Annotated in this window: 17 protein-coding genes and 2 pseudogenes; 10 read left to right on the top strand and 9 right to left on the bottom strand. The window is 59.4% G+C overall.

What is annotated here, in order from left to right; genetic code table 11:
- Window positions 1-630, top strand: a 630-nt coding sequence (locus AC3FLX_RS28040) for an FAD binding domain-containing protein (RefSeq protein WP_488700584.1), incomplete at its 5' end; no start/stop codon positions are given.
- Between the two features lie 658 nt (window positions 631-1,288).
- Here AC3FLX_RS28040 and AC3FLX_RS28045 read toward each other — a convergent pair.
- From AC3FLX_RS28045 to AC3FLX_RS28070, 6 genes are all read right to left on the bottom strand, one after another.
- On the bottom strand, window positions 1,289-2,737 hold the full coding sequence (locus AC3FLX_RS28045; protein WP_488700675.1) for an IS1182 family transposase: 1,449 nt from the start codon (window positions 2,735-2,737) through the stop codon (window positions 1,289-1,291).
- Window positions 2,738-3,199: 462 nt separating this feature from the next.
- A complete protein-coding gene (locus AC3FLX_RS28050) occupies window positions 3,200-4,468 on the bottom strand; it encodes a patatin-like phospholipase family protein (RefSeq protein WP_488700585.1) in 1,269 nt (422 codons plus the stop codon).
- A 115-nt stretch (window positions 4,469-4,583) separates the two neighbouring features.
- Entirely contained in the window at window positions 4,584-6,401 is a 1,818-nt protein-coding gene (locus AC3FLX_RS28055; RefSeq protein ID WP_488700586.1) for a putative Ig domain-containing protein, read from the bottom strand.
- 292 nt (window positions 6,402-6,693) lie between these two features.
- Window positions 6,694-7,902 (bottom strand): MFS transporter, encoded by a 1,209-nt coding sequence (locus tag AC3FLX_RS28060; RefSeq protein ID WP_488700587.1) that lies wholly within the window; start codon window positions 7,900-7,902, stop codon window positions 6,694-6,696.
- A gap of 314 nt (window positions 7,903-8,216) precedes the next feature.
- Complete coding sequence (locus AC3FLX_RS28065) at window positions 8,217-8,864, bottom strand: TetR/AcrR family transcriptional regulator (protein ID WP_488700588.1); 648 nt, start codon at window positions 8,862-8,864, stop codon at window positions 8,217-8,219.
- Between the two features lie 268 nt (window positions 8,865-9,132).
- Complete coding sequence (locus AC3FLX_RS28070) at window positions 9,133-9,756, bottom strand: TetR/AcrR family transcriptional regulator (protein WP_488700589.1); 624 nt, start codon at window positions 9,754-9,756, stop codon at window positions 9,133-9,135.
- Window positions 9,757-10,039: 283 nt separating this feature from the next.
- Between AC3FLX_RS28070 and AC3FLX_RS28075 the strand changes: the two genes are divergently transcribed.
- From AC3FLX_RS28075 to AC3FLX_RS28115, 9 genes and pseudogenes are all read left to right on the top strand, one after another.
- The gene (locus AC3FLX_RS28075) at window positions 10,040-11,269 is read left to right on the top strand and encodes an efflux RND transporter periplasmic adaptor subunit (RefSeq protein ID WP_488700590.1); all 1,230 of its coding nucleotides are present in this window, start codon (window positions 10,040-10,042) and stop codon (window positions 11,267-11,269) included.
- A 4-nt stretch (window positions 11,270-11,273) separates the two neighbouring features.
- Window positions 11,274-14,447, top strand: coding sequence for an efflux RND transporter permease subunit (locus AC3FLX_RS28080; protein WP_488700591.1), 3,174 nt, complete (start codon window positions 11,274-11,276; stop codon window positions 14,445-14,447).
- Window positions 14,444-15,916 carry an efflux transporter outer membrane subunit gene (locus AC3FLX_RS28085; RefSeq protein ID WP_488700592.1) on the top strand — a complete coding sequence of 491 codons (1,473 nt, stop codon included), beginning with the start codon at window positions 14,444-14,446 and terminating at the stop codon, window positions 15,914-15,916. The genes AC3FLX_RS28080 and AC3FLX_RS28085 overlap by 4 nt, the downstream gene beginning before the upstream one ends.
- A 94-nt stretch (window positions 15,917-16,010) precedes the next feature.
- The gene (locus AC3FLX_RS28090; RefSeq protein ID WP_488700593.1) at window positions 16,011-16,832 is read left to right on the top strand and encodes an isocitrate lyase/PEP mutase family protein; all 822 of its coding nucleotides are present in this window, start codon (window positions 16,011-16,013) and stop codon (window positions 16,830-16,832) included.
- Between the two features lie 14 nt (window positions 16,833-16,846).
- Window positions 16,847-17,473, top strand: a complete 627-nt coding sequence (locus tag AC3FLX_RS28095; protein ID WP_488700594.1) for a glutathione S-transferase family protein — start codon at window positions 16,847-16,849, stop codon at window positions 17,471-17,473.
- 107 nt (window positions 17,474-17,580) lie between these two features.
- The gene (locus AC3FLX_RS28100) at window positions 17,581-18,498 is read left to right on the top strand and encodes a pyridoxamine 5'-phosphate oxidase family protein (RefSeq protein WP_488700596.1); all 918 of its coding nucleotides are present in this window, start codon (window positions 17,581-17,583) and stop codon (window positions 18,496-18,498) included.
- Window positions 18,477-18,607, top strand: a pseudogene (locus AC3FLX_RS28105) (arsenical-resistance protein); the annotation flags it as partial. The gene AC3FLX_RS28100 and the pseudogene AC3FLX_RS28105, both read left to right, overlap by 22 nt.
- A 64-nt stretch (window positions 18,608-18,671) precedes the next feature.
- A pseudogene (locus tag AC3FLX_RS28110) lies at window positions 18,672-19,039 on the top strand (NADPH-dependent FMN reductase family protein); the annotation flags it as partial.
- Window positions 19,040-19,052: 13 nt separating this feature from the next.
- Window positions 19,053-19,187: a hypothetical protein gene (locus tag AC3FLX_RS28115; protein ID WP_488700598.1), complete on the top strand. Its 135-nt coding sequence runs from the start codon at window positions 19,053-19,055 to the stop codon at window positions 19,185-19,187.
- A gap of 499 nt (window positions 19,188-19,686) precedes the next feature.
- Here AC3FLX_RS28115 and AC3FLX_RS28120 read toward each other — a convergent pair whose 3' ends face one another.
- The 3 genes from AC3FLX_RS28120 to adhP form a co-directional block, all read right to left on the bottom strand.
- Window positions 19,687-20,085, bottom strand: a complete 399-nt coding sequence (locus tag AC3FLX_RS28120; protein ID WP_488700599.1) for a CoA-transferase — start codon at window positions 20,083-20,085, stop codon at window positions 19,687-19,689.
- A gap of 86 nt (window positions 20,086-20,171) precedes the next feature.
- A complete protein-coding gene (locus tag AC3FLX_RS28125; protein ID WP_488700600.1) occupies window positions 20,172-20,300 on the bottom strand; it encodes a CoA-transferase in 129 nt (42 codons plus the stop codon).
- Window positions 20,301-20,437: 137 nt separating this feature from the next.
- A complete protein-coding gene (adhP, locus tag AC3FLX_RS28130; RefSeq protein WP_488700601.1) occupies window positions 20,438-21,463 on the bottom strand; it encodes an alcohol dehydrogenase AdhP in 1,026 nt (341 codons plus the stop codon).
- Window positions 21,464-21,715 lie beyond the last annotated feature (252 nt).

Consider the following 21,715-nt stretch of genomic DNA (forward strand, 5'->3'; position numbering starts at 1 on the left):
GGCTATGCCGCCTGGCGCGGCGTATTGCCTGAGCAGGCCCTCAGTGAGCGCAGCGATGCCCTGCTGAAGAACGTGTTCGCGTTCCAGGATGGTCCCCATCACCAGTTTCTGAGCTATCGCATCCCAGGAGAAGACGGCAGCGTCCGCGTAGGAGAAAGGCGGCAAAACTGGGTGTGGTATCGCAAGATCGCGAAGGGCAAGGCGCTCGATGCCCTGCTGCGAGATCGCAACGACCATGTGCATAGCCACTCCTTGCCGCCAGGGAGCATGCGTGACGCAGAGATCCAGTCACTGACAGCCGCTGCCCGGGAGCACTTGGCACCGACACTCGCGGATCTCGTGACTGCGACGCCGGATCCCTTTGTGCAGCTGATCCAGGACTTCGAGGCCCCCAACATGGTCTTTGGCCGCGTGGTGCTTACCGGGGACGCCGCCTTCGTGGCACGACCTCACACAGGCGCCGGCGCGGGAAAAGCTGCTGCCGACGCACTCAATTTGGCGCAGGCGCTGCAAGCCAGTCCTACCGATCTGCACCGTGGGCTCGCGCTTTGGGAGAACGCGCGGTTGCCGGAAAACCAACAGCTCGTGCGATACGGCGTGGCGTTGGGCCGACAGATCATGGGGAGCTAGACGTCTGCCGCAGCGGTTCACGGCCCTCCCCCGGCAGGGACGTGTAACCGCCGCGCATGGCGCCTCGGATTCGATTCGCGTCTTGCGCAGCGCAACGCTGTGTTGCGCGCCGATGGGATTCCAGCGGCGGATGTCCACGCCTACCCTCTCATTCATCGACCTTCACCCAGGAAGCTCCGCAATGCCAACGATTCTCTTTTCGCCCATCGCTGTCGGTCAGCTCGTGCTGCCCCATCGTGACTGTCCCATCTCAAAGTTAATGGGAAGCCCGACCTAGATAAATCAAGGAGTTGTTGAGCGCCGTCGCAAACTACCTGGGTCGAAATCTCACAGTTAGTGGGTAAAAGGGGCGGCCCGTCTCACAGTATGTGGGTACAAAGGGACGGCTAGCGGACGGCAGGCCGGAAGTCAGTTCCAGCCGTAGAAGTGGTCGGGGCTTATCGTCGAAGCCAAACGCCAGGTTCCGATTGGGCACGCTCCGAGGCGGGGCGGCGTGGTGAATAGAGGGGCTCTTCCCGGCCGAGGCTGTGTAAAAACAGCAAGTACGGTAAGAATGAAGATTGGCGTGATGCAGCAGGTGGAAAGTGTTGCCGCGTTAATTAAGCGAGGAATCGGACGGTGATTGCGCGCGGAGGCTTATTTGACCTGGTACATCAGCTCAGGCGCCGCACAGCTTCATGGCACGCATCATCTTTGCGAATCCCAGTATTTTGATGACTCGCTTCAGATTGTAGGCGAGCACCTGCAAGCTCATTTCGGTTGATACGTTATCCAGCCTGCGCGTCAGAAAGTGCGTCGAGCCCATCCAGTGCTTGAGCGTGCCGAATACATGTTCAACCGTTCGGCGCCTCAGTGTCATAGCATCCGGCATGCGATCCAGTCGACGCTGCATCGCTTCGAGTACCACTTCGTGTTCCCACCGGCGTATGCGTCGGTAATCCGCCGGCGTACATTGGTCCTTGATAGGACAGTGCGGGCAGGCGCTGCTCCAGTAGGTTCGCAGCGTCAACCCGCCGCGCTCAATCGAGCTGTATCGGTAGATTGCGCGCTGGCCGGCAGGACACTGGTACTCGTCATCTCTCGCAATATAGATGAAGTCGGCCCGATCAAAGCGGCCATCTGCCTTTGCGCTTGAAGTAGTCGATTTTGGAACGAACGCAGCGATGCCAGTGTCCTCGCATAACTTGATCTCGGGGGCATTAAAGTAACCGCGGTCCGCCATTGCCTTGATCTTCATTTTTCCCATGGCGTCGCGGGTAGCCTGGGCCATCTTGCTCAACTGAGTCCGGTCACTGCCGACGTTCGTTACCTCATGGGCGACGATCAGGTGATGTTTGGCGTCGACGGCAACCTGGACGTTGTATCCCACTACGCCCGTGCCCTTGGCCTGCGAGATCATCGAGCGTGCATCGGGGTCGGTCAGCGAGACTTGCTTGTCCGGCACGTGGTGTAGGGCTTCTGCAGTGCAATCCAGATTTCGCATCTGCTCACGCAATTTTTCAATCTTCTCTCGCAACCTCTCTGTCTTTGCTTCGACCTCGACAGGTTGCGTGCGGTCCGCCGTCTCCAGGGCATCCAGGTAGCGCTGGATGCTTTGCTCGATCTGCTGCTGGCGCTTCTCGATCTTGTTCGGCGTGAAGTTACGATCGCGGCTGTTGACCGCTTTGAACTTGCTGCTATCGATGGCCACAACCGCTTGGGTGAATAGTTTCAGCTCGCGGCACAGCGTCACGAAGCGTCGACATACGTTGCGAATGCCCGCACCGTTGACGTGCCTGAAATCTGCAATGGTCTTGAAGTCCGGGCCGAGCCGACCGGTCAACCACATCAACTCGACATTTCGCTGGCATTCGCGCTCCAGGCACCGACTCGACTGCACTCGATTGAGATAACCGTAGATGTAGATCTTCAGCAGTACAGCCGGATGGTAAGACGGCCTTCCGGTAGTTGCTGGAGTCGCACCATCGAAACCGAGGACGGCCAGATCGAGTTCCTCTACAAATGCATCGATCACGCGCACCGGGTTATCCTCAACGACAAAGTCATCGAGGCATTCCGGCAGCAATGTCACTTGCTTACGATCCTCGCCTTCGATATAGCGCTTCATCATTGCCCCCATCGCCAAACGATGCTCTAGTCTAGGCAATCAAAGCGTTTTCACACAGCCTCGGCCAGGATCGGTCGGTCAACCTCGCCGTCCAATTCGAATAGCCGAGGTCTCGTCCGCCCTCGCTCAACGACCGGTTTCAGGCGAGCAAATTTCCTGTGGCTCTGCCTCAACCCGGCCATCTACAGACTCTCATCCGAGGCTACACACGGAAATTCCAGCGTCAGCTCCTACCTAGATAGCGGCCCCTCGTGAACCGATCATTTCGAGCGTGTTGTCGGCCGCATCTGTATCGGGCTGCGTACCGCGCTTTCGTGTTGGTTCCCACATCAAGACAGGGGAAACGGTGGCCGCCAGTTTGCGCGGCCTTCGGGACGTCGCTCGCGTCGGTTCGCGAAGAATGGAACGAATGGGAGTTCCTGGATTGCGAAGCGGAGCGCGCCAATCAATGCCGCCAATGCACTATTTCTCCGTTGTCGCGGCGCGCGGCAACGCAAATCCGGGAGGTGCCTTAGCCCACGGGTAGCCCTTCAATGCCATCTTATAAGCGGCGTCGTAGAGTGCACGCATATATTCGGTATCGAACTCTTCTTTGTGGGCGTTAAAGCTTGCCGGGATGAAGGCAAGATTGAAGTCAACGGCGTCGCGATTGGCAGTCGCATAGATGCGGTAAAGATCGCCGATGCCTTGGCTTTGGATCATCGATGCGACCGCGCGAGAGGCTATGCTCATCGTAGAGCGTTCCACCTGCACCCAGTCCGCGTCGAGTCGAGCGTTGCGAATAATGTAAAGCTTGCGCTCGCGGCGGACGCCGACCGAAGCTGCCTCCTCTTGTACACGGAGTGTCGCCGGGTAGGCGAATACCTGTGCCACGACGCCACCATCAACGTGCATTTCCTGGTAGGAGGTACCATTGACTTCCACGTTAATCATCATCGGGGGAAAGGCGCCTGGAATCGAAGTGGAAGCGACCAGGACCTTTATAAACAGGTCCAGTGCTTTGGGACCGCCGTAGGTCGCGATCTTTCCCATGTCCCAAATGATTCCGCGGCGTGCATCAAGATCGGTCGTGGCAACTAATAGCATGCGCCCTTTGGCGTACTCGGCTGCGATCTCCTTGAGCAGGTCCTCAGTCACGAATTTTCGGGTCAGCGTCAGCAGCGGTCGGTTATCAGCCATCGCGTCACTTAGCACGCCGCCGAGAAAACTACGCTGTTCTAGGACGTCCTTCGGGGAAATAGTCGTATATACCTGCTTCAGCGTCGCGTCGTACTTCGCTCCGAGAAAAGCGAAAGGCGCGATAAGCGCACCAGTGCTTATGCCGGTGACCAGCTTGAACTCCGGCCTTGTTCCTGTCTTCGTCCATGCATTCAGCAAGCCCGCAGCAAATGCCCCGTTGTCACCCCCACCCGAAATCGCAAGATATACCGCCTGTGGCATCGGGCCAGTCTGCCCCTGCCTGGCGAGATAATCCCTTTCCCTCTTCAGCGCGTCAAAAGCCGCTTCAGTCAGGCCGGGGGCATCCGCACCTGCGGCGTAGCGTACTCCGGGCATGCCAGGAATTTCAGCAATACCCGTTACTTCGTGTGGGACTGCTGGCAACCGTCCAGGCGTAGTTGAGCACCCTTGCAGTGCAAGTATGAGAGCGATGGATAGGCCGAGAAAAAAGGAGTCGATGTTCAGCTTATTAGCGACAAAAACCTTGAACGACACTACGAAGCGTTTGCTCATGATCTTGCCCTCCTCGAGACGAATTCCGCTTTCGCTTGCTTGCCGGCCAGTTTAAATCGCTCTATGGAACGGCCTCGGATCCGAGCCCGGCCCGCGACCTTGGCGCCCTCACAAGCTAGTGAAACAATTCTGTGTAGGACAATATCCCGCGTCCAATTCCACCTGCGACGAGGACCCTGCCGTCTGCCAGCAACGTTGCCGTATGTTGCTCGCGCAATTGCTCAAGACTGCCGACTTGGGACCAGCTTCCAGTCACAGGGTCGTACAACTCGCTCACGAACAAGTCGCTGCCGTCGGTACCGCCAGCCACAAGAACCCGCCCACTGGCCAGGGGCGTGGCGGTATGGAAGTCACGTGCCTGTCGCAAGCTACCGGTGGTTGACCACGCACCTGTCGCCGGATCGTAAAGCTCGGCCGAGGCAAGTGCGTTCGTACCATCCGTTCCTCCCACAGCGAGTACCCTCCCATCGGCGAGTTGCGCGACGGCGTAGGCATTGCGGGCCTGGCCCATGCTGCCGGTTGAGGACCAAGTGCCCGTCGCAGGATCGTACAGTTCAGCCGAAGCCAGCGCAGCGCCACCGGGTGCCTCGCCGCCGGCTATTAGAACCCTGCCGTCAGGCAGCAGCGTCGCCGTGTGTTGCTCACGCGCCTGGGCGAGACTGCCGGTCTGCGTCCAAGTGCCTGTGGCCGGGTCATACAGTTCGGCGGAAACCAGCCCTCCCTGGCTGCTGCCCTGGCTTTCCCCGCCTGCTACCAGCACACGGCCGTCTGGGAGCAGTGTGGAGGTGTGGCTGTCACGCGCCTGGTTCAAGTTGCCTGTCGGCGACCAACTACCGGTGGCCGGCTCAAACAGTTCCGCCGAAGACAGCGCGTTACCGCCACCTGTGCTGAATCCCCCTGCCACCAGGACCCGTCCGTCTGGCAGAAGCGTGGCAGAGTGCGCTTGCCGGATCCGCCCAAGGCTGCCGGTTCGTGTCCAACCGTTCGTCGACGGGTCGAACAGTTCGGCGGAGGATGTCGCCTGCTTCCTGTTCCCCGCTGCGACCAGGACTCGCCCGTCGGGCAATAGCGTGGCCGTGTGGCGGAAGCGTCCTTGATTCATGGCATCCGCGGGCAGCCACTCACCGACTTGGGTTGCGGCCACCGTCATGGTGAACTGCGCAGTGACGCTGCCGGCACTGTTACTGGCGGTGACGAAGAACGTTGTCTGGGCCAGTTCAGCAGTGGGCGTGCCGCTGATGACCCCACTCTGCGTGTTGAGGCTCAAACCTGCCGGCAACGCAGGGGAGACCGAAAACTGGGTGGCTTCGCCGCCGGAGTAAGCGGGCTCGTTGTACGGGATCGGCACGCCGACAGTGTATTCGGGTAACCGATCCACATAGACGAGGCCGACCGGCGGCTTGGCCACCGTGGCCACTTCGATGGTCAGCGCGGCCTGGACGCTGTCCACGCTGTTGGCGCCAATCACCGTATAGACCACCGATGCCGTCACCGCCGTGGGGGTGCCAGTGATGGTGCCGGTCCGCGGGTCAATGGCAAGGCCGGACGGTAGTGCCGGTGACACGCTGTATTGTGTGATCTCTCCTCCTGTGCTGATCGGTGTGTTGGGCGTGATCGGCGCATTGATCGGGTAAATGACCGACCGATCCAAGTAGTCCAGGCCGTCTGGCGCAATGGGAGCGTCCTTGATCTCGATTTCGACGCGGGTGGTGGCGCTGCCCGCGGCGTTGCTCGCGGTGACCGTGTAGACCGTGGCATGGCGGGTGCCGGTAGGCGTGCCGCTGATCGTACAACTCTGCGGATCGAGGCTCAGACCTGGCGGGAGCGGCGGAGACACCGTGCATTGCGAGATGGCCCCCCCACTGTTGCTCACTGTGTCCGAGACGACTGGAGCGCCTACAGCATAGATCGGTGTCGCCCGGAAAGCGGTCATTCAACTCAAATGCTGACAAACGACCGAGAGGGGTCAACTACCGCCTGCCGCCGTCAACTCGGCGGGTCGCCAAGGCGATCGGGTGCTATCGGCCATGAGCGGCCATCGGTTGTTCACTACCGTTACGGCAGCTATAGCGCCGATCACCGTCGTCGCCGCAGCCCTTAGTCGCCGTGCCGGACCTATGGCTCGCGCCGCTGCCCACCCGCCTCCTGTCGCAACTCGGTCACTTCCTGCGAGTCGGACTGACATTTCAACTTAGCGGGCACTCCGACATCTCAGAACGCCAAGACTAGCTGCGGGGTTGTAGCAGCGCCAGCACGATTGTCGATGCAGCAAGGACAGCGGTAAGAGTTAAGGGCCCCATAGCGCCGTAGGTATCCACAACATAGCCGCCGACAACCGCGCCGATAGTGATGGCGACCTGGAATGACGTGATCATCAGACTGCCTGCTGCTTCCAGGGCGTCAGGCGCCGCACGGGACAGGTTGATTGGAAGTACCACTGGCGCCATGCCAAAGGCAAGGCCCCACAACGTAGTGAAGCCGAAGGCGACATCGACGCGCACGCCCCAAAGTACCAAAGCGAGTGCCGCAAACGCCATTAGCACGGCGGTGGTCGTGACGGCTGTGTGGATATTGACGTCCGCCATGCGGCCGCCTGCAACATTTCCGATTACAGCAGCAATACCAAAACTGAGCAGCGCCAGGGCAATCGGCCCGGTTGCAAGGTGCGTAACCTGTTCGAGGAAGGGGCGCAAATAGACCGATCCAGCAAAATGCCCCGTCATCAGCAAAAGGATAGCTAGCATTCCGAGTTGAATGCCGCGCCGATGGGTCAGTCGAAGGACATCGGCAAGACTGTTGCTTGTAGTTGCAGGCAACGCCGGCAGTGCGAGGCACTGCAGCAGCATCGCAAGCACGGCCAGCCCCGCTGTCATTGCCATGGCGCTGCGCCAGCCCAGCCAGTCGCTGACTAGTGCCCCCATCGAGGGGGCAGCAATGGTGGCGAGCGAGACGCCGAGGGTGACGATAGCCATTCCTCGACCTGTTGCCTTGGTACCAACCAGCCTTGCTACGACGGCAAATGAAAGCGCCCAGAAACCACTGAGGGCGATGCCCAGCCCGGCCCGACCTACCAAAATTAGCCAGAATTCGGTCGCCACCGCCGCAAGAATGTTGGAGCCGAACGCCAAGGCGCTGAGACCCATCAGCACCGTCTTGCGGTTCAATCTGCCGATCAGAACATTGCTCAATAGAGCCATTACGGCGCCGACAGAAGCCGTGGCAGTGACGACCTGTCCCGCCGTTCCCTCGCTGATGCCGAGATCGCTTGCCATTGGCGTCAACAGGCCCGCCGGCAAGAATTCGGCTGAGACTAGTGCAAAGCTGGTCGCCGCCATCGAAAGGACCGCGAACCAGGTAGCCGGGCTCCACCCCGCTGGCGCCGCGGCATTTAAGTCTATCGCTTCACCGTCTAGCTGCAATGTTTTTTCTGTCATTGAAGTATTTCCGAGTTTTCACGCCGTCGTGTTGCTCATTGACAATTGACACGTATGCTTCCGTCAATTGTCAGTCGTGGAGAAAGGAGTGATGCGTTATGGGGCAAACGTTGACCGACACCGCACTGGAGTTGTACAGAAGAGTCGATGAAGTTCTGTTCTACGTCTGGGATCCTATTGAAGTCGCGTACAGTCCCGCGGCACGCGACGAATACCAAGCGTATTTGCCTAAGGTGCTTGTCCTGCTACAGGAGGGGGCAGGCGCACCGTCCCTCTCGGCATACTTGGACGACGTTCGGACTGCCACGATGGGGCTAGAAGCAAGTCCGGAGCACTCCAAGCGAGTCGCCGAATTGCTGCTCGACTGGAAAGCGAAGATTTATCGGACTCGGTACCTGCACACTGACCGCACCTAAAAGCAGGCTCGCTGTCGCATCCAGGTGGTCGGTGGAGCCGGTAATTCGACGTGCAATGATTCCGTTTTGCATAGCGCCGTACAGAACCTTCGCGAAAGCCAACGTCGGTACGGGATATGCCTGCCCCCGCTCCGACTCTGCACGTCGCAGCAATCCGTTTATCCATTGCTCGTGCATGTCGAAATGCGTGTGAAGCTGCGACCGGACTGCGTCTGATAAGTCCAGGATATCGGCCGACAGCATGCCTGCCAGGCATACTTCATTTAGCGTGATGTTGTACTGCAACGAGTGGAAATACTGATTCGCTTGCTCCACCAACGGCAGTTCAATATCTATCGCCTGGAGTTGCAAACTGGACGTCTCGCTGTATTGCCGCATCACTTCGAACACCAGATCACCTTTTGCCGGAAAGTGATAGTGAATGCTCGAGGTCTTCACCCCAACCAGGTTCGCAAGATCGCGATAGCTAAACCCGTTGTATCCACGTCGGCGGATGAGGGCGGAGGCATGTTGAACAAGCCGTTCACGAACAGAATTGCCTTTCATGACAACCACTCCTGGCTGCTTGAGCCCAAGCCTGCTAATGCAGCAACACCGAAGATAGCGACGGTCAGAGTCTTCTTAGCGTTCATCACGCACTCCTTACTTTGACTGTCGAGATCTCAGTCCTGGAGAAGCTCTACCTGGATCTGCCGCGGATTACGTGCCTCTTTAGTCATCATCTATCTTCTCCTAGATAGAGGATTGTCCTAAAAAAGGAACACCAACCTGTACTGCTTGGTGTTCCGGCAGGCTTACTTGTGTAGTCCTTGCCCTAGTCCAGGGGTGCATCCGCCGTTTGCCCACTGCGGAGCGGCTTTTTTGCCGAAGGCCGCTTTTTTCCCGGCGTTGTCGTGGGAAGCCCGGTCAGTCGCATCTTCGCCTCCGCGAGGATTTGATCTGAGAGCTGAGGGTCATCGATGATCCGCGACATCGTGACGGCGCCAATCATGGCCGACAACGCGAAGATGGCATCGCCTTTCGCTTCCTCCGAGTCAAAGTACTCAGAAATCACATCGATAAGTCCGCGGAACCCGTCCGACGCAGCACGTCTTGTGTCGTCGTCTGCCCGAGCGAGCTCACTTCCAAGAGCAACCAACGGGCATCCGCCCAATCGCTCGGCGAGAGAGCCCCGGATGTGATTCAAGAAAGCCTCTGTTCCACCTTCGGCCGCAGCTTCCGTCGTCTGCACCAGCGACTCCATGCTCGCCGCGCAGGCCTCAGCGACCAGTTGGTCCTTCGACGCAAAGTGGCGATAGAAGCCGCCATGCGTGAGACCGGCCGCCGCCATGATCTCCGAGACGCCGGTCGCATGAATGCCGTTGCGTCGAAACTCCTGCACCGCGATTTCAACGATCCGCCGTCGAGTCTCGGCGGTTTCCGCCTTCGACTTCTTCATTTACCAGCTCCTTAAGGCCGCGCGCGGGGCGATCCCCCCCTTTGCGCCGGCGACGACTGAACTATCGTTCACAAAATTTATAGTGTCAAGTGAACATCTAATTCTTGACTTTTTAGATGATGAATTTTATCTTAAATTTAGATAGCGTCAATTGATCATCTAAAACTGGCTGAGGGCCAGACCAGCCGGAGAGGTGTAGGGAGATGTCGGCGCTTCGGAACAAACCGCTGCCGGCTTGTGGTTCAGCGGCACAACCCTCTCCAAGATCCAATGAGGAACGAAGATGAATGACGACATCGCCCGGCTGGACGCCGGAATCCACGCGAGCCAGGCTTCCGGTAAAAATCGAAAAGCTGTATGGGTGGGCTCAATCGCCGTGGCTGCAGTGGCTGTGGCAGGCAGCGGCTTGACGCTTTACGTGGGAGGTTCAAACAAGGTCCAGGCCGCTCCGACCAAGGCACCCATTGTGTCCGTCAGTGCCCCACTCCAGCGTGACATCGAGACACGCATCGCCTTTCTTGGCCAATTCTCGCCGGTCAAAAGCGTGGAGCTACGCGCACAAGTTGGCGGGACCTTGAAGCAAATCCACTTCAAGGACGGCGATATCGTCCGCGAGGGCGACCTTCTATTCGTCATCGATCCGGAGCCGTACGACATCGCACTTGGCAAAGCACAAGCCCAACTCGACAGTGCGACTGCTCGACTTGAACTAGCCGGCCGGGAACTGACGCGCGCTGAAACGCTGAAGAACACCGATGCGGGTACGCAACAAAACGTTGAGCAGCGTCTGGCCGAAAAACGTGCCGCCCAGGCGGCAGTGAACGACGCGAAGGCACAGATCCGGGACGCACGATTCGACCTCGAGCGCACGCGCGTCAAGGCACCGTTCACTGGCCGGATCGGTACACATCAGGTCTCGACAGGCAACATCATCGCCGGCAATCGCGCGGCCAATGGTCCGACTACCCTGCTCGCCACAATCGTGTCGATGGATCCGATCTACCTGAATTTCGACATGAGCGAGGCCGACTACATGAAGTTCCAGCAGCAGCGCACCAAGGAGAAGGGACCACTCGCCAACAAGATTGAGATCTCACTCAACGGCGAGTCGACGTACGACCGCCACGGCACACTGGATTTCATCGACAACACCCTCGATCGCTCCAGCGGCACGATCCACGCGCGTGCCACGATCCGCAATCCTGATCTGAATCTGACCCCGGGCGGCTTCGCACGTATTCGGATGGCTGTATCCGTCCCTGAACCGGCTCTTCTGGTGCCGGATGCTTCCGTCCTCGCGGATCAATCGGAACACATCGTCCTCACGGTGGGCAAGGACAACATCGTGACGCCGAAGAAGGTTGAGATAGGGGACATTCGCGGCGGGCTGCGCGTGGTGCGCTCAGGCCTGGCTGCCACCGACCAGGTCGTCCTCGACGGTGTACCGCTTGCGACGCCGGGTTCGAAGATCGCGCCCCAGCCGGGCTCTATCAAGCTCGCCGAACAGGACTGATGCCGTGAAGCTCGCTCACTTCTTTATTGACCACCCACGATTCGCCGCGGTGCTCAATATCTTCATTGTTCTGTTCGGGCTGGCAGCAATGACCACGCTGCCCGTGGCCCAGTATCCGGACATTGTTCCTCCGACCATTCAGATTACGACTGCCTATCCAGGCGCGTCTGGCGAGACCATCGCTCGCACAGTGGCCACGCCGCTCGAGCAGGCCATCAACGGCGTGGAAAACATGTCGTACATCAGTAGCCAGTCGACAGGGAACGGCTTACTCACCATTACTGTCATTTTCAAGCTCGGCACGGATCCGAATACCGCGCTGATGCTCACCCGCAACCGAGTGCAGGACACGTTGTCCCGGCTGCCACAAGAAGTTCAGCTTCAGGGCGTCCAGGTAAAGAAGACCATTCAAGCCCTGCTGCTTGGTGTGCTCGTCTATTCACCGGACGGCTCGCGCAGTGCAGAGTATCTTTCCAACTACATGCTCCGCGTGAGGGACGAAATCGCACGCGTCCCTGGTGTCGCTGACTTCTGGATACTCGGCGAGCGGCGCTATGCCATGCGTATCTGGATCGATCCGGATAAGGCAGCCGCATACAACATCAGCGCAAGCGAAATCATGGCAGCGCTTCGCGCCCAGAATGCTCAGGTGTCGGCCGGCGCGCTGAATGCACCGCCCGTCGCGAACAGCGCGGCATATCAAGTGAACGTCGAAGCGTTGGGACGTCTGACCAAACCCGAAGAGTTCGGAGACGTCATCATCAAGGCCGACAACAAGGGGCGTGTCACCCGCATCCGCGATGTCGGCCGCGTGGAACTGGGCTCGGTGGACTATGGCTCCAAGGCCTACACCGACCGCCATGTGTCGGCGCCCTGGTGGGTCATCGCCACGCCGGATGCAAACGTGGTTGAAGTGCAGCGTGCGGTCTGGGAAAAGATGACGGAGCTCAAGAAGGATTTCCCGCCGGGCGTCGATTACATGAGGACTTACGATCCCACCAACTTCGTAACGTACTCGATTGAGGAAGTCATTCTGACCATCTTCATCGCCATCGTTCTGGTGGTGGGCGTGGTCTACGTGTTCCTCCAGAGCTGGAGAGCCACGATTATCCCGGTGATTGCCATCCCGATTTCGCTGCTCGGCACCTTTACGGTCCTGGCTGCCTTCGGAATGTCGGTGAATAACCTGTCACTATTCGGCTTCGTCCTGGCAGTGGGGATCGTGGTGGACGATGCCATCGTGGTGGTCGAGAACGTCGAGCGCAACATGAGTCTTGGCATGACGCCACGCGAGGCTGCTCGCCGGACGATGACAGAAGTCTCGACGGCTTTGATTGCCATCGCGCTGACACTGTGCGCCGTGTTCGTCCCGACGGCCTTCATCTCGGGGATATCTGGGCTCTTCTTCAAGCAGTTCGCCATCACGATCGCTGCTTCGACGGCTATTTCCTGTTTGGTCTCGCTGACGCTGAGCCCGGCTCTGTGCGCAGTCATGCTTAAGCCGCACGAACACACGCACGCGAAGGCTCATGGCATTGGTGCTTTCATCCGTCAGTGCTTCCGCAAGTTCAACGCCGGTTTCGAATGGCTGTCGGATCGCTACGGCAGGATGACTGCTCGTCTGGCTCGTGCCGGCACGATTGTCGCGTTGGCGTACGTCAGTCTGATCGGCCTTACCGGCCTGCAGATGTCCCGCATGAGCACTGGCTTCATTCCTGACCAGGACATTGGCTATCTCGCAGTGATTGTCAATTTGCCACCAGGGTCAAGCCTCGAGCGTACCCACAAGGTCGTGCGCGAAGTCAATGAAATTGCCCTCAAGACGCCTGGTGTCTCGCACACGTCGGCAACGGCAGGCTTCGATGTCACCACGTCGACCGTGGCGCCAAATGTGGGGACGGTTTTCACTTCCCTGCCTTCGCTCTACGGTGAGCACATAAAGGGTGTCACGGCTGCGTCGATGGTTCAAAGACTGCAGGAGCAGCTGTCTGTCATCAAGGACGCCTATGTCATCGTCGTGCAACCGCCAGCAGTTCAAGGTCTCGGTGCCGCCGGCGGCTTCAAGTTGATGCTGCAGGACCGTGATGGGCTCGGGCCGCAGGCCCTGGCCAAGGCAGCAAATACGCTGGTCGCCGCAGCGAACAAGGACAAGACGTTTGGTGGTGTCTTTACGCTGTACAACGCCGGATCGCCGTCGATCTATGCCGATATCGACCGTCTGAAGGCCGAGAAGATTGGTCTGACGACTACCGATATCTCCTCGACTCTGCAGTTGTATCTTGGCTCGCAATACGTCAATGACTTCAACTATCTCGGCCGCACCTATCAAGTGCTTGCCCAGGGCGACGAAGCGTTCCGCAAGACGCCTGGGGATATTGCGCGGCTGAAGGTGCGCAATGCAGACGGGGAGATGGTCCCTATCGGTTCCGTGGCCATGTTCAGGGATATGACTTCGCCGTATCGCGTGCCGCGACACAACCTGTTCCCGGCAGCTGAAGTGATGGGAGTCGCAGCGCCGGGGGTGGCTTCCGGTACAGCGATAAAGCGCATGGAGGAGCTTGCCAGGGAAGTGTTGCCGCCAGGCATCGGCTTCGAATGGACCGATCTTGCATATCAGCAACAGCAGCACGGTATCCCGACGATTGCCATCTTCGTCGCAGCGGCCTTGTTCGTATTCCTCGTGCTCGCAGCGCAATACGAAAGCTGGAAAACGCCGTTAGCCATCGTTCTGATTGTTCCGATGTGCTTGCTTGCGTCGTCCTCCGGCCTGCACTTGCGCAATATGCCGATCGACATCCTCGCCGAAATTGGATTCGTGGTGCTCCTTGGGTTAGCCGCGAAGAACGCGATTCTCATCGTCGAATTCGCCAAGCAACGGCAGGATGAGGATGGTGCAAACGCAGAAGATGCGGCAGTGCAATCGGCTCGGACTCGCTTGCGCCCGATTCTGATGACATCGTTCGCCTTCATCGCCGGTGTGGCACCGCTGGTCGTAGCCACCGGCGCCGGTTCGGAGATGCGGCAATCTCTCGGTACCGCAGTGTTCTTCGGAATGCTCGGTGTGACGATCTTCGGTCTGCTGTTCACGCCTGCCTTCTACAGCATGATCCACCGCGTGCGTAAAAACGCTGCTGTGTCGGGCGTCATGAGCCGACTCGGTATTGGGAGGTCAGCATGACCCGCATTCCGTCGAAGCTGTCCAAGACAGCCGTAGGTACCCTGTTGTTGAACGCACTGCTGGCAGGCTGCGCCGTCGGCCCCGACTACACATCGCCGCCAACAAACGATATGACGCCGTTCCACAGCACGGCCGCCGCAGCGAATAGAGCAGCGCCGGCGCCATCGCTGGAGAACTGGTGGCACGGGTTTAACGACCCGATGCTTGTCAATATCGTCCAGCGTGCACTTGACCAGAATCTGGATCTGGCGGCATCGATAGCTCGTGTGCAGCAGGCTCGTGCAGTAGCGAGTAGCGCCGGCACGCAGTTTCTTCCGACTGTGGATTTCGATGCCGCTGCAGGCTATACCCATCAGAGCCTGCGTGGCCCCCTCGGCTCTGTCGCGTCGGGAAGCCCTGCTTTCAAGCGGAACACCCCTTTCTACACGGTTGGTCCGGCTGCAAGCTGGGAAATCGATCTGTTCGGTGGGCTGCGGCGCGGTGCCGCGGCGGCCGAATATGCGGCCATCGCAGCAGAAGCCGATCATGCCGGCACGCGTGTAATGGTCGCGGCCGACGCAGCTGACGCGTACTTCCAGATCCGTGGCTACCAGGCGCGACTGGCCATCGCCGGAAAGCAGATTCAGACAGATGAGCGTCTGCTACGGCTGGTACGTGACCGCTACGATGCTGGCGCAGCACAGGGACGGGAGGTTGCGCAGGCTGATGCCCTGCTGAAGCATGCGTTGGCCTCCGTGCCCCCGTTGCGTATCGGTTTGGAGCAGCAACTCAATCGACTCGATGTCCTGATGGGCGTTCAGCCTGGTACGTATGCGCAGGAGCTTGGCGCGGTAAGCGATATTCCGGCGGTCCCCGACGTGCCTGCCGATGCTGAACCCCAGGAAGTGTTGCGTCGTCGCCCCGACATCATTGCTGCGGAGCGTCGTCTGGCCGCATCGAGCGAGCGCATTGGCGTCGCAATCTCCGACTACTACCCCAAGATTTCGCTGTCTGGCGCTCTGGGATTCGACAGTCTGAACGCAGGGAAGCTCTTCACTTCCCCCGCCTTCACTGCGACCGGTGGTGGCGCATTGCGTTGGAGACTGTTCGATTTCGGCAAGGTGGATGCAGAGGTAGCTCAGGCGCGCGGCGCCAATGCCGAGGCGCTCGCACTCTATCGCAAGGCCGTACTTCGCGCTGCCGAGGACGTGGAAAACGCATTCACCACCCTGACTCAGACAGAGATTCACGTGGTCCAGCTTCGAGATGAAGTACAAGCGCTTGTAAAGTCCCGCGATCTGTCGGAGCAAGCCTATCGCGCCGGGTCCATCACGCTGACTGATGTTCTGGACGCCGACCGCCAAATACTGACCGCACGCGACGAGCTCGATGCAAATCGCGCCAATGCTGCGAGAGCTGCCGTCGGCGTGTTTCGTGCACTCGGGGGTGGATGGGAGCCCGCGCCGGCGAATGGAAACAAGTCTAGCTGATCACGGCGAAGAGAACAGGAGGCGGCATCCGCCTCCGCTTCTGCCTCGCAGTATTTGGTTTGGCGTCCGGGACGCCTTCAAACCGGAGTCGAATATGTCGAAGACTGTTGATACATTTCGAAAGCTTCACCGCAACCCGCTGCCTCTTATCCTTGCCAATGCATGGGACGCGGGGACAGCCAAGGTCATCGAGAACCTAGGTGCGGGCGCGGTCGGAACGACGAGCGCAGGGGTAGCATGGGCTCTCGGCTACAGCGACGGACGTGAACTGCCCATCGAAGAGGCTGTAGGCGCCGCTCGGCGCATGCTTCGCGTGCTAACAGTGCCGCTAACCTTCGACTTGGAGAACGGCTACTCTGACAAGCCGAAGATCGTTGCCGACAACGTGATGCGTCTGGTGGACCTGGGCATCGCAGGCATCAATATCGAAGACGGTACTGATGACCCATCACTCCTCGCTTCCAAAATTGATGCCATCTCGAGCGCCGTAGCCAACGCAAGCGCAGACTTGTTCGTCAATGTGCGATCCGACGTTTTCCTCGCCAGCCTTGCTCCAAAAGCAAAGCTCGTCGAAGAGGCGATCCGCCGTGGAACGATATATGAAGGAGCCGGTGCAGACGGCTTTTTCTTGCCAGGCATCCTGCAGGCCGGCCAGATCGGCGAGGTCGTTTATGGAGTTTCCTTGCCCCTGAACGTCATGGCGTGGCCCGGCCTACCTGATGCGGCGGGTCTCGCGAAGCTGGGAGTGCGTCGCCTTAGCGCCGGCTCTGGCATCTCCCAAGTCAGCTTCGGCGCCACTGAGGCAGTGAGTCGCGAATTCCTCGAGAGTGGTTGCTCTGATGCCCTATCGCCGAATTCGATGGCTTACGGGAAGCTGCAGAAGTTCCTCGGATATCCCATGTCCTCCTCAACTTGAACGGAGCTAGCGCCATGACCCACGCCATCAAGCTCTACCGCTATCCGCTGTCAGTGCATGCTCACCGCGTAGAGCTGTTGCTCGCGTTGCTTAAGTTGCCCACCGAGCTGATCTTTGTAGACCTAGCCAAGCGGGCCCACAAGCACCCCGAATTCCTGGCCCTCAATAGCTTCGGTCAGGTCCCGGTGATCGACGACGGAGGCACTATCGTCAGCGACTCGAACGCCATCCTCGTCTACTTGGCCAAAAGATATGGCAATGGTCAGTGGTTGCCGACAGATCCGCTAGGCGAGGCCCGCGTACAGCGTTGGCTGTCGGTGGCCGCCGGCCAAGTCGCCTTTGGCCCTGGGGCCGCGCGGCTCATCACCGTATTCGGCGCTCGCTTCAATGCCGATGACGTCATCGCGCGTGCCCATGCCTTGTTCCAGGTAATGGATGGTGAACTGACCAGAACGCCCTTCCTCACAGGTGAGTCCCCCAGCATTGCTGACGTCGCCAACTACACCTCTATCGCGCTCGCGCCGGAGGGCAATGTGTCGTTAGCGCACTACCCCGGCATTCGCGCTTGGCTGACCCGCATCGAGGCCCTGCCTGGCTTCGTGCCCATGCAGCGCTCCGTTGCCGGCCTGCAGGCCGGCTGAACCCACCACCCGCTGTCGGTAAGCCCGGCAGCTTCTCCAGCGAGGTCTTAGTGATGAACCTTTCAACCACTTCCCGCCGTTCTCCCTGGCATGCCGGCGAAAGGGCGATGCAAGAACGTGCCGGCGTTTCGGGGGACATGGAGTCCTACGGTCAGCGAGTGATCCGCAACTACATGCCGGACCAGCATCGTGACTTCTATCACCAATTGCCCTTTATGATCGTCGGCGCAGTGGATGTCCAAGGCCGGCCTTGGGCGACGCTACTCGAAGGGCCAGAAGGCTTCGTCACCTCACCCGATCCCCGGCGCCTGGTGCTAGCCACCGAGCTCGACCATCAAGACCCCGCTGTGAGCGGGTTTAACGCTGGCAGTGCTGTCGGCCTATTGGGTATTGAGCTGCACACGCGGCGGCGCAACCGCGTTAACGGCACTCTCCAACAAGCCGGCGCGGGCCGATTGGAAGTTGCTGTCGAGCACTCTTTCGGTAACTGTCCGCAGTACATCCAGCAGCGCTCCTACAAACGTGACATACATCGCAAGAGCCAGGGAAAACGTCAGGATTACACCTCACTGGCCGCCTCTACGATAGAGAGGATTTGCAACGCTGATACCTTCTTCGTTGCAAGCTATATCGAACACGACGACGGCCAACGCTCGGTGGATGTGTCTCATCGTGGCGGCCGCCCTGGCTTCATTAAGATTACTGGGAATCGCTTGATCATCCCGGATTACGCCGGAAATTTGCACTTCAACACCTTAGGCAACCTGCACCTAAACCCCATTGCCGGATTGCTTTTTGTCGATTTCCTCAATGGTGATGTGTTGCAACTGTGTGGAACGACGGAACTGATCTCCAACAGCCCAATGATCGGTGCGTTCAAGGGTGCCGAACGCCTCTGGGCTGTCGACGTAGTGCAAGCGGTACTTCGGCCACGCGCTTTATCAATGCAATGGGATTTCCAAGAATACGCTGTTACCAGCTTGATGACTGGAACCTGGGCCGAGATAGCTACGTCGTCCGCCTGATCCTGCTAGTGGCGGCACCCTGCACGGCCATGGTCTTTGTCTGGTCGCAACACTGCAAGGGCGATCCTACTTCACGCTGCCGCAGGTCGTGCTCAACGGCGCCGTCATGGGTTCCGTGGGATAGCTCATCACGTAGGTCGCGCTCTACATAGTCGCGCTGCTGCTGGGCCTGTCGTCGTCCGGCCGTAATGCAGGTGTGTGGCGGTTCGCAGTCGTTCAACGACGTAACACGCCGCACGTGCTGGGCCGCTGGATGCGCATGGTGACGATCCCGACCCAGTCATCGGTGGCCAAGGCGTACCACGAGTTCGACGCCAACGGCCGCATGAAGCCGTCGCCCTATTACGGCCGCGTGGTCGACGTCATGAAGGAGCTCTACAAGCTCACGCTCCTGGTGCGCGACCGCAGCGACTAGCTGACCGACCGCTACAGCGAGCGTAAAGAAGCGGCGCCTGCCAACGCGACAACGCTGGCTGCGGCCGCCATGAGCCACGAGAGCGACGCCCAGATCGGCGACACCGATAGCAGTAAAGTGGAATGATCGAAGCCGACGAATGTGGAACAGTCACGCCCATGCGAGCCTGCAATTGCCGGGCGTGCCACCCGGCTACTTCATGGCACTGACCTTGCGTAGGCCAGCGCCTGAAGGCATCGTTCAGTACAGCGATGCCTTCAACGCTGTCGACTGACCTGCTATCACCTTCTACCGTCTGGAAGGCAACCGATAACAGCCAGTCATGCGAGGCCTTTGGGCTGGCTGTTAGGGGTCGGGCTGCATCAGACCGCTCTTCAAACTCAGCGCTGGAAGACGGCCAGTGGGATTCAGGTGCCCGGAAGCGGCCAGACGGCAGTGCGTACTCCCGACCCAGTGGACATTTTCGATTACTGAGCGGCGTGTCAGCTACAGGCCGGTTTGCCGCCATTCCCCAATCGATATCGGGAGAAAAAGGGGGGAGCAATATCAGCCGCTGCCCACTCAAAGAGTAGAAAGGATAGAACCGCGGAGCTGTCCAACAAGCGGAGAAACGTGTATCCGACACCAGCGAGCCCCGTATACAGTCCCACGTTGAGGTGGTCCGTGCCACATCGCCAACCGAAACCGCCGGTTGAGCGACTACGGCGGACGACGACGTAAACCAATTTGAGGCTATGTTGATCAGCTCTCCGCGGAATTCGTGGAGTCCAACGCTATGCAAAAATTCGATTCGGCCCATGTTGCCACAACATGCGCTGTCGACGGGTACGAAATGCGCAGCATCGACAATCACGATGCTCGCCGCCATGACAATGATAGGGTTGAAGTTGCGTGCCCATGAGGGCGTACACTAGATTGCCCTGGTAGTCGGAGAGAAAGACGTCCACAGGCGCGAAGTCGGCACACAGCGGCGTTTCAAGCAGGTACACGACGCCTCCCACCTCCGCTTCGTCTTTCCTCGACCAGCGTGCCGATGCCAGTTGGGATGAGAATGCCACCAAGGCCGCAGCGCGAATACGCTCGATCAGCGTGCCCTGCGGCACCAGTTCAACCTCGATCTCTCCGGCAATCATCTTGCGCTGAGTCTCGGAGTTTAGTCCGATGTGGCTCACGATCCCGTGGCGAAGCGCGCCTGCGGTGACCAGCTTGATTCCCCTGCCTGGGATTGCGGTGTCTCGTTGGCAATCACCGTCAAATCCTACTTTGACTGCCGCACCAGTTCGTCCATCAGACGTTCCGGTGTGCCAATGCCCATGAATCCTCCGACCACCACCATAGCGCCATCCGGAATCATATCAACCGCATCTTCGATGGAAACGGTCTTCATGGCTGCCTCACCTCGATCGCCGCTCTGGTATGCCTGGCAATCATCAGATATAAATTCGTTGGAATCATTCACACCACAACTCGGCCCAGAGTGGTCGCTGTGCGGGGCGCCGGCAGCGCCCCGATGCTCTGCGGCAACTATCTGAAGTCCATCACGATGCGGCCTTCGATCTGACCGGCCTTCATGCGGTCGAAGATGCCGTTAATGTTGTCCAGTTTCTCGGTGGACACTGTCGCCTTCACTGCGCCGTTGGCGGCAAACTCGATTGCCTCCTGCAGGTCGCTGCGCGTGCCGACGATCGAGCCACGAATTGTGATGGCCTTCAGCACCACGTCGAAGATCGGCGTGGGGAAGTCGCCCGGCGGCAAGCCATTGAGCGAGATAGTGCCGCCCCGGCGTACCATGCCGATGGCCTGCGAGAAGGCCTGCGGCGAGACCGCCGTCACCAGCACGCCGTGCGCGCCGCCGATTTCCTTCTGCAGGAACGCGGCCGGGTCGGCGGATCTGGCGTTGATAGTCACCTCCGCGCCAAGCCTGCGGGCGAGCGCGAGTTTCTCGTCATCGATGTCGACGGCCGCCACACGCAAACCCATCGCACGAGCGTACTGCACAGCCACGTGCCCGAGGCCGCCGATGCCGGAGATCACCATCCATTGGCCGGGGCGCGTGTCGGTGACCTTGAGGCCCTTGTAGACCGTCACGCCCGCGCACAGGATGGGCGCGATCTCGACGAAGCCAACGCTGTTCGGCAGTAGTCCGACATAGTTCGGATCGGCCACCACGTATTCGCCGTAGCCGCCGTTGACGGAGTAGCCGGTATTCTTCTGTCGCTCGCAAAGGGTTTCCCAGCCTTGCAAGCAGTGCTCGCAGTACCCGCAGGCGCTGTAGAGCCATGGCACGCCCACGCGATCACCTTCCTTCACGCGCGTCACACCCGCGCCAACACCGGACACGAAACCCACGCCTTCATGGCCGGGGATGAACGGCAATGAGGGCTTGACCGGCCAATCGCCCTGGGCTGCGTGCAGATCGGTATGGCAAACTCCTGATGCTTCAATCTTGATCTGAATCTGGCCCGGGCCTGGCTGCGGCACCGGCACTTCGTCAATGGACAATGGTGCGCCGAACGCTCGCACCACTGCGGCTTTCATCATGACTGACATAGGGCCTCCTTACGACGACGGCTGCACGTCACAAATTGTGCGCGGCATCATGCAATCTTGGCGCCGCTGAATGCACGCAAGTGATGATAGAAACTTGGCCACCACGAGTCCAGAAAGTATCTGGATCGGACCCTGCCGTGCGTACGGCGATAGTCTGCTACCTCTCCAGCAGGCTAATGAATTTGGCCCCCGAGTAAACGGGGATTTGACGCCAGACGTTATGGATATCGTGTTTATAGACTCTGGCGGCGG

The sequence above is a fragment of the Cupriavidus sp. 291-E7 genome (assembly GCF_057798835.1).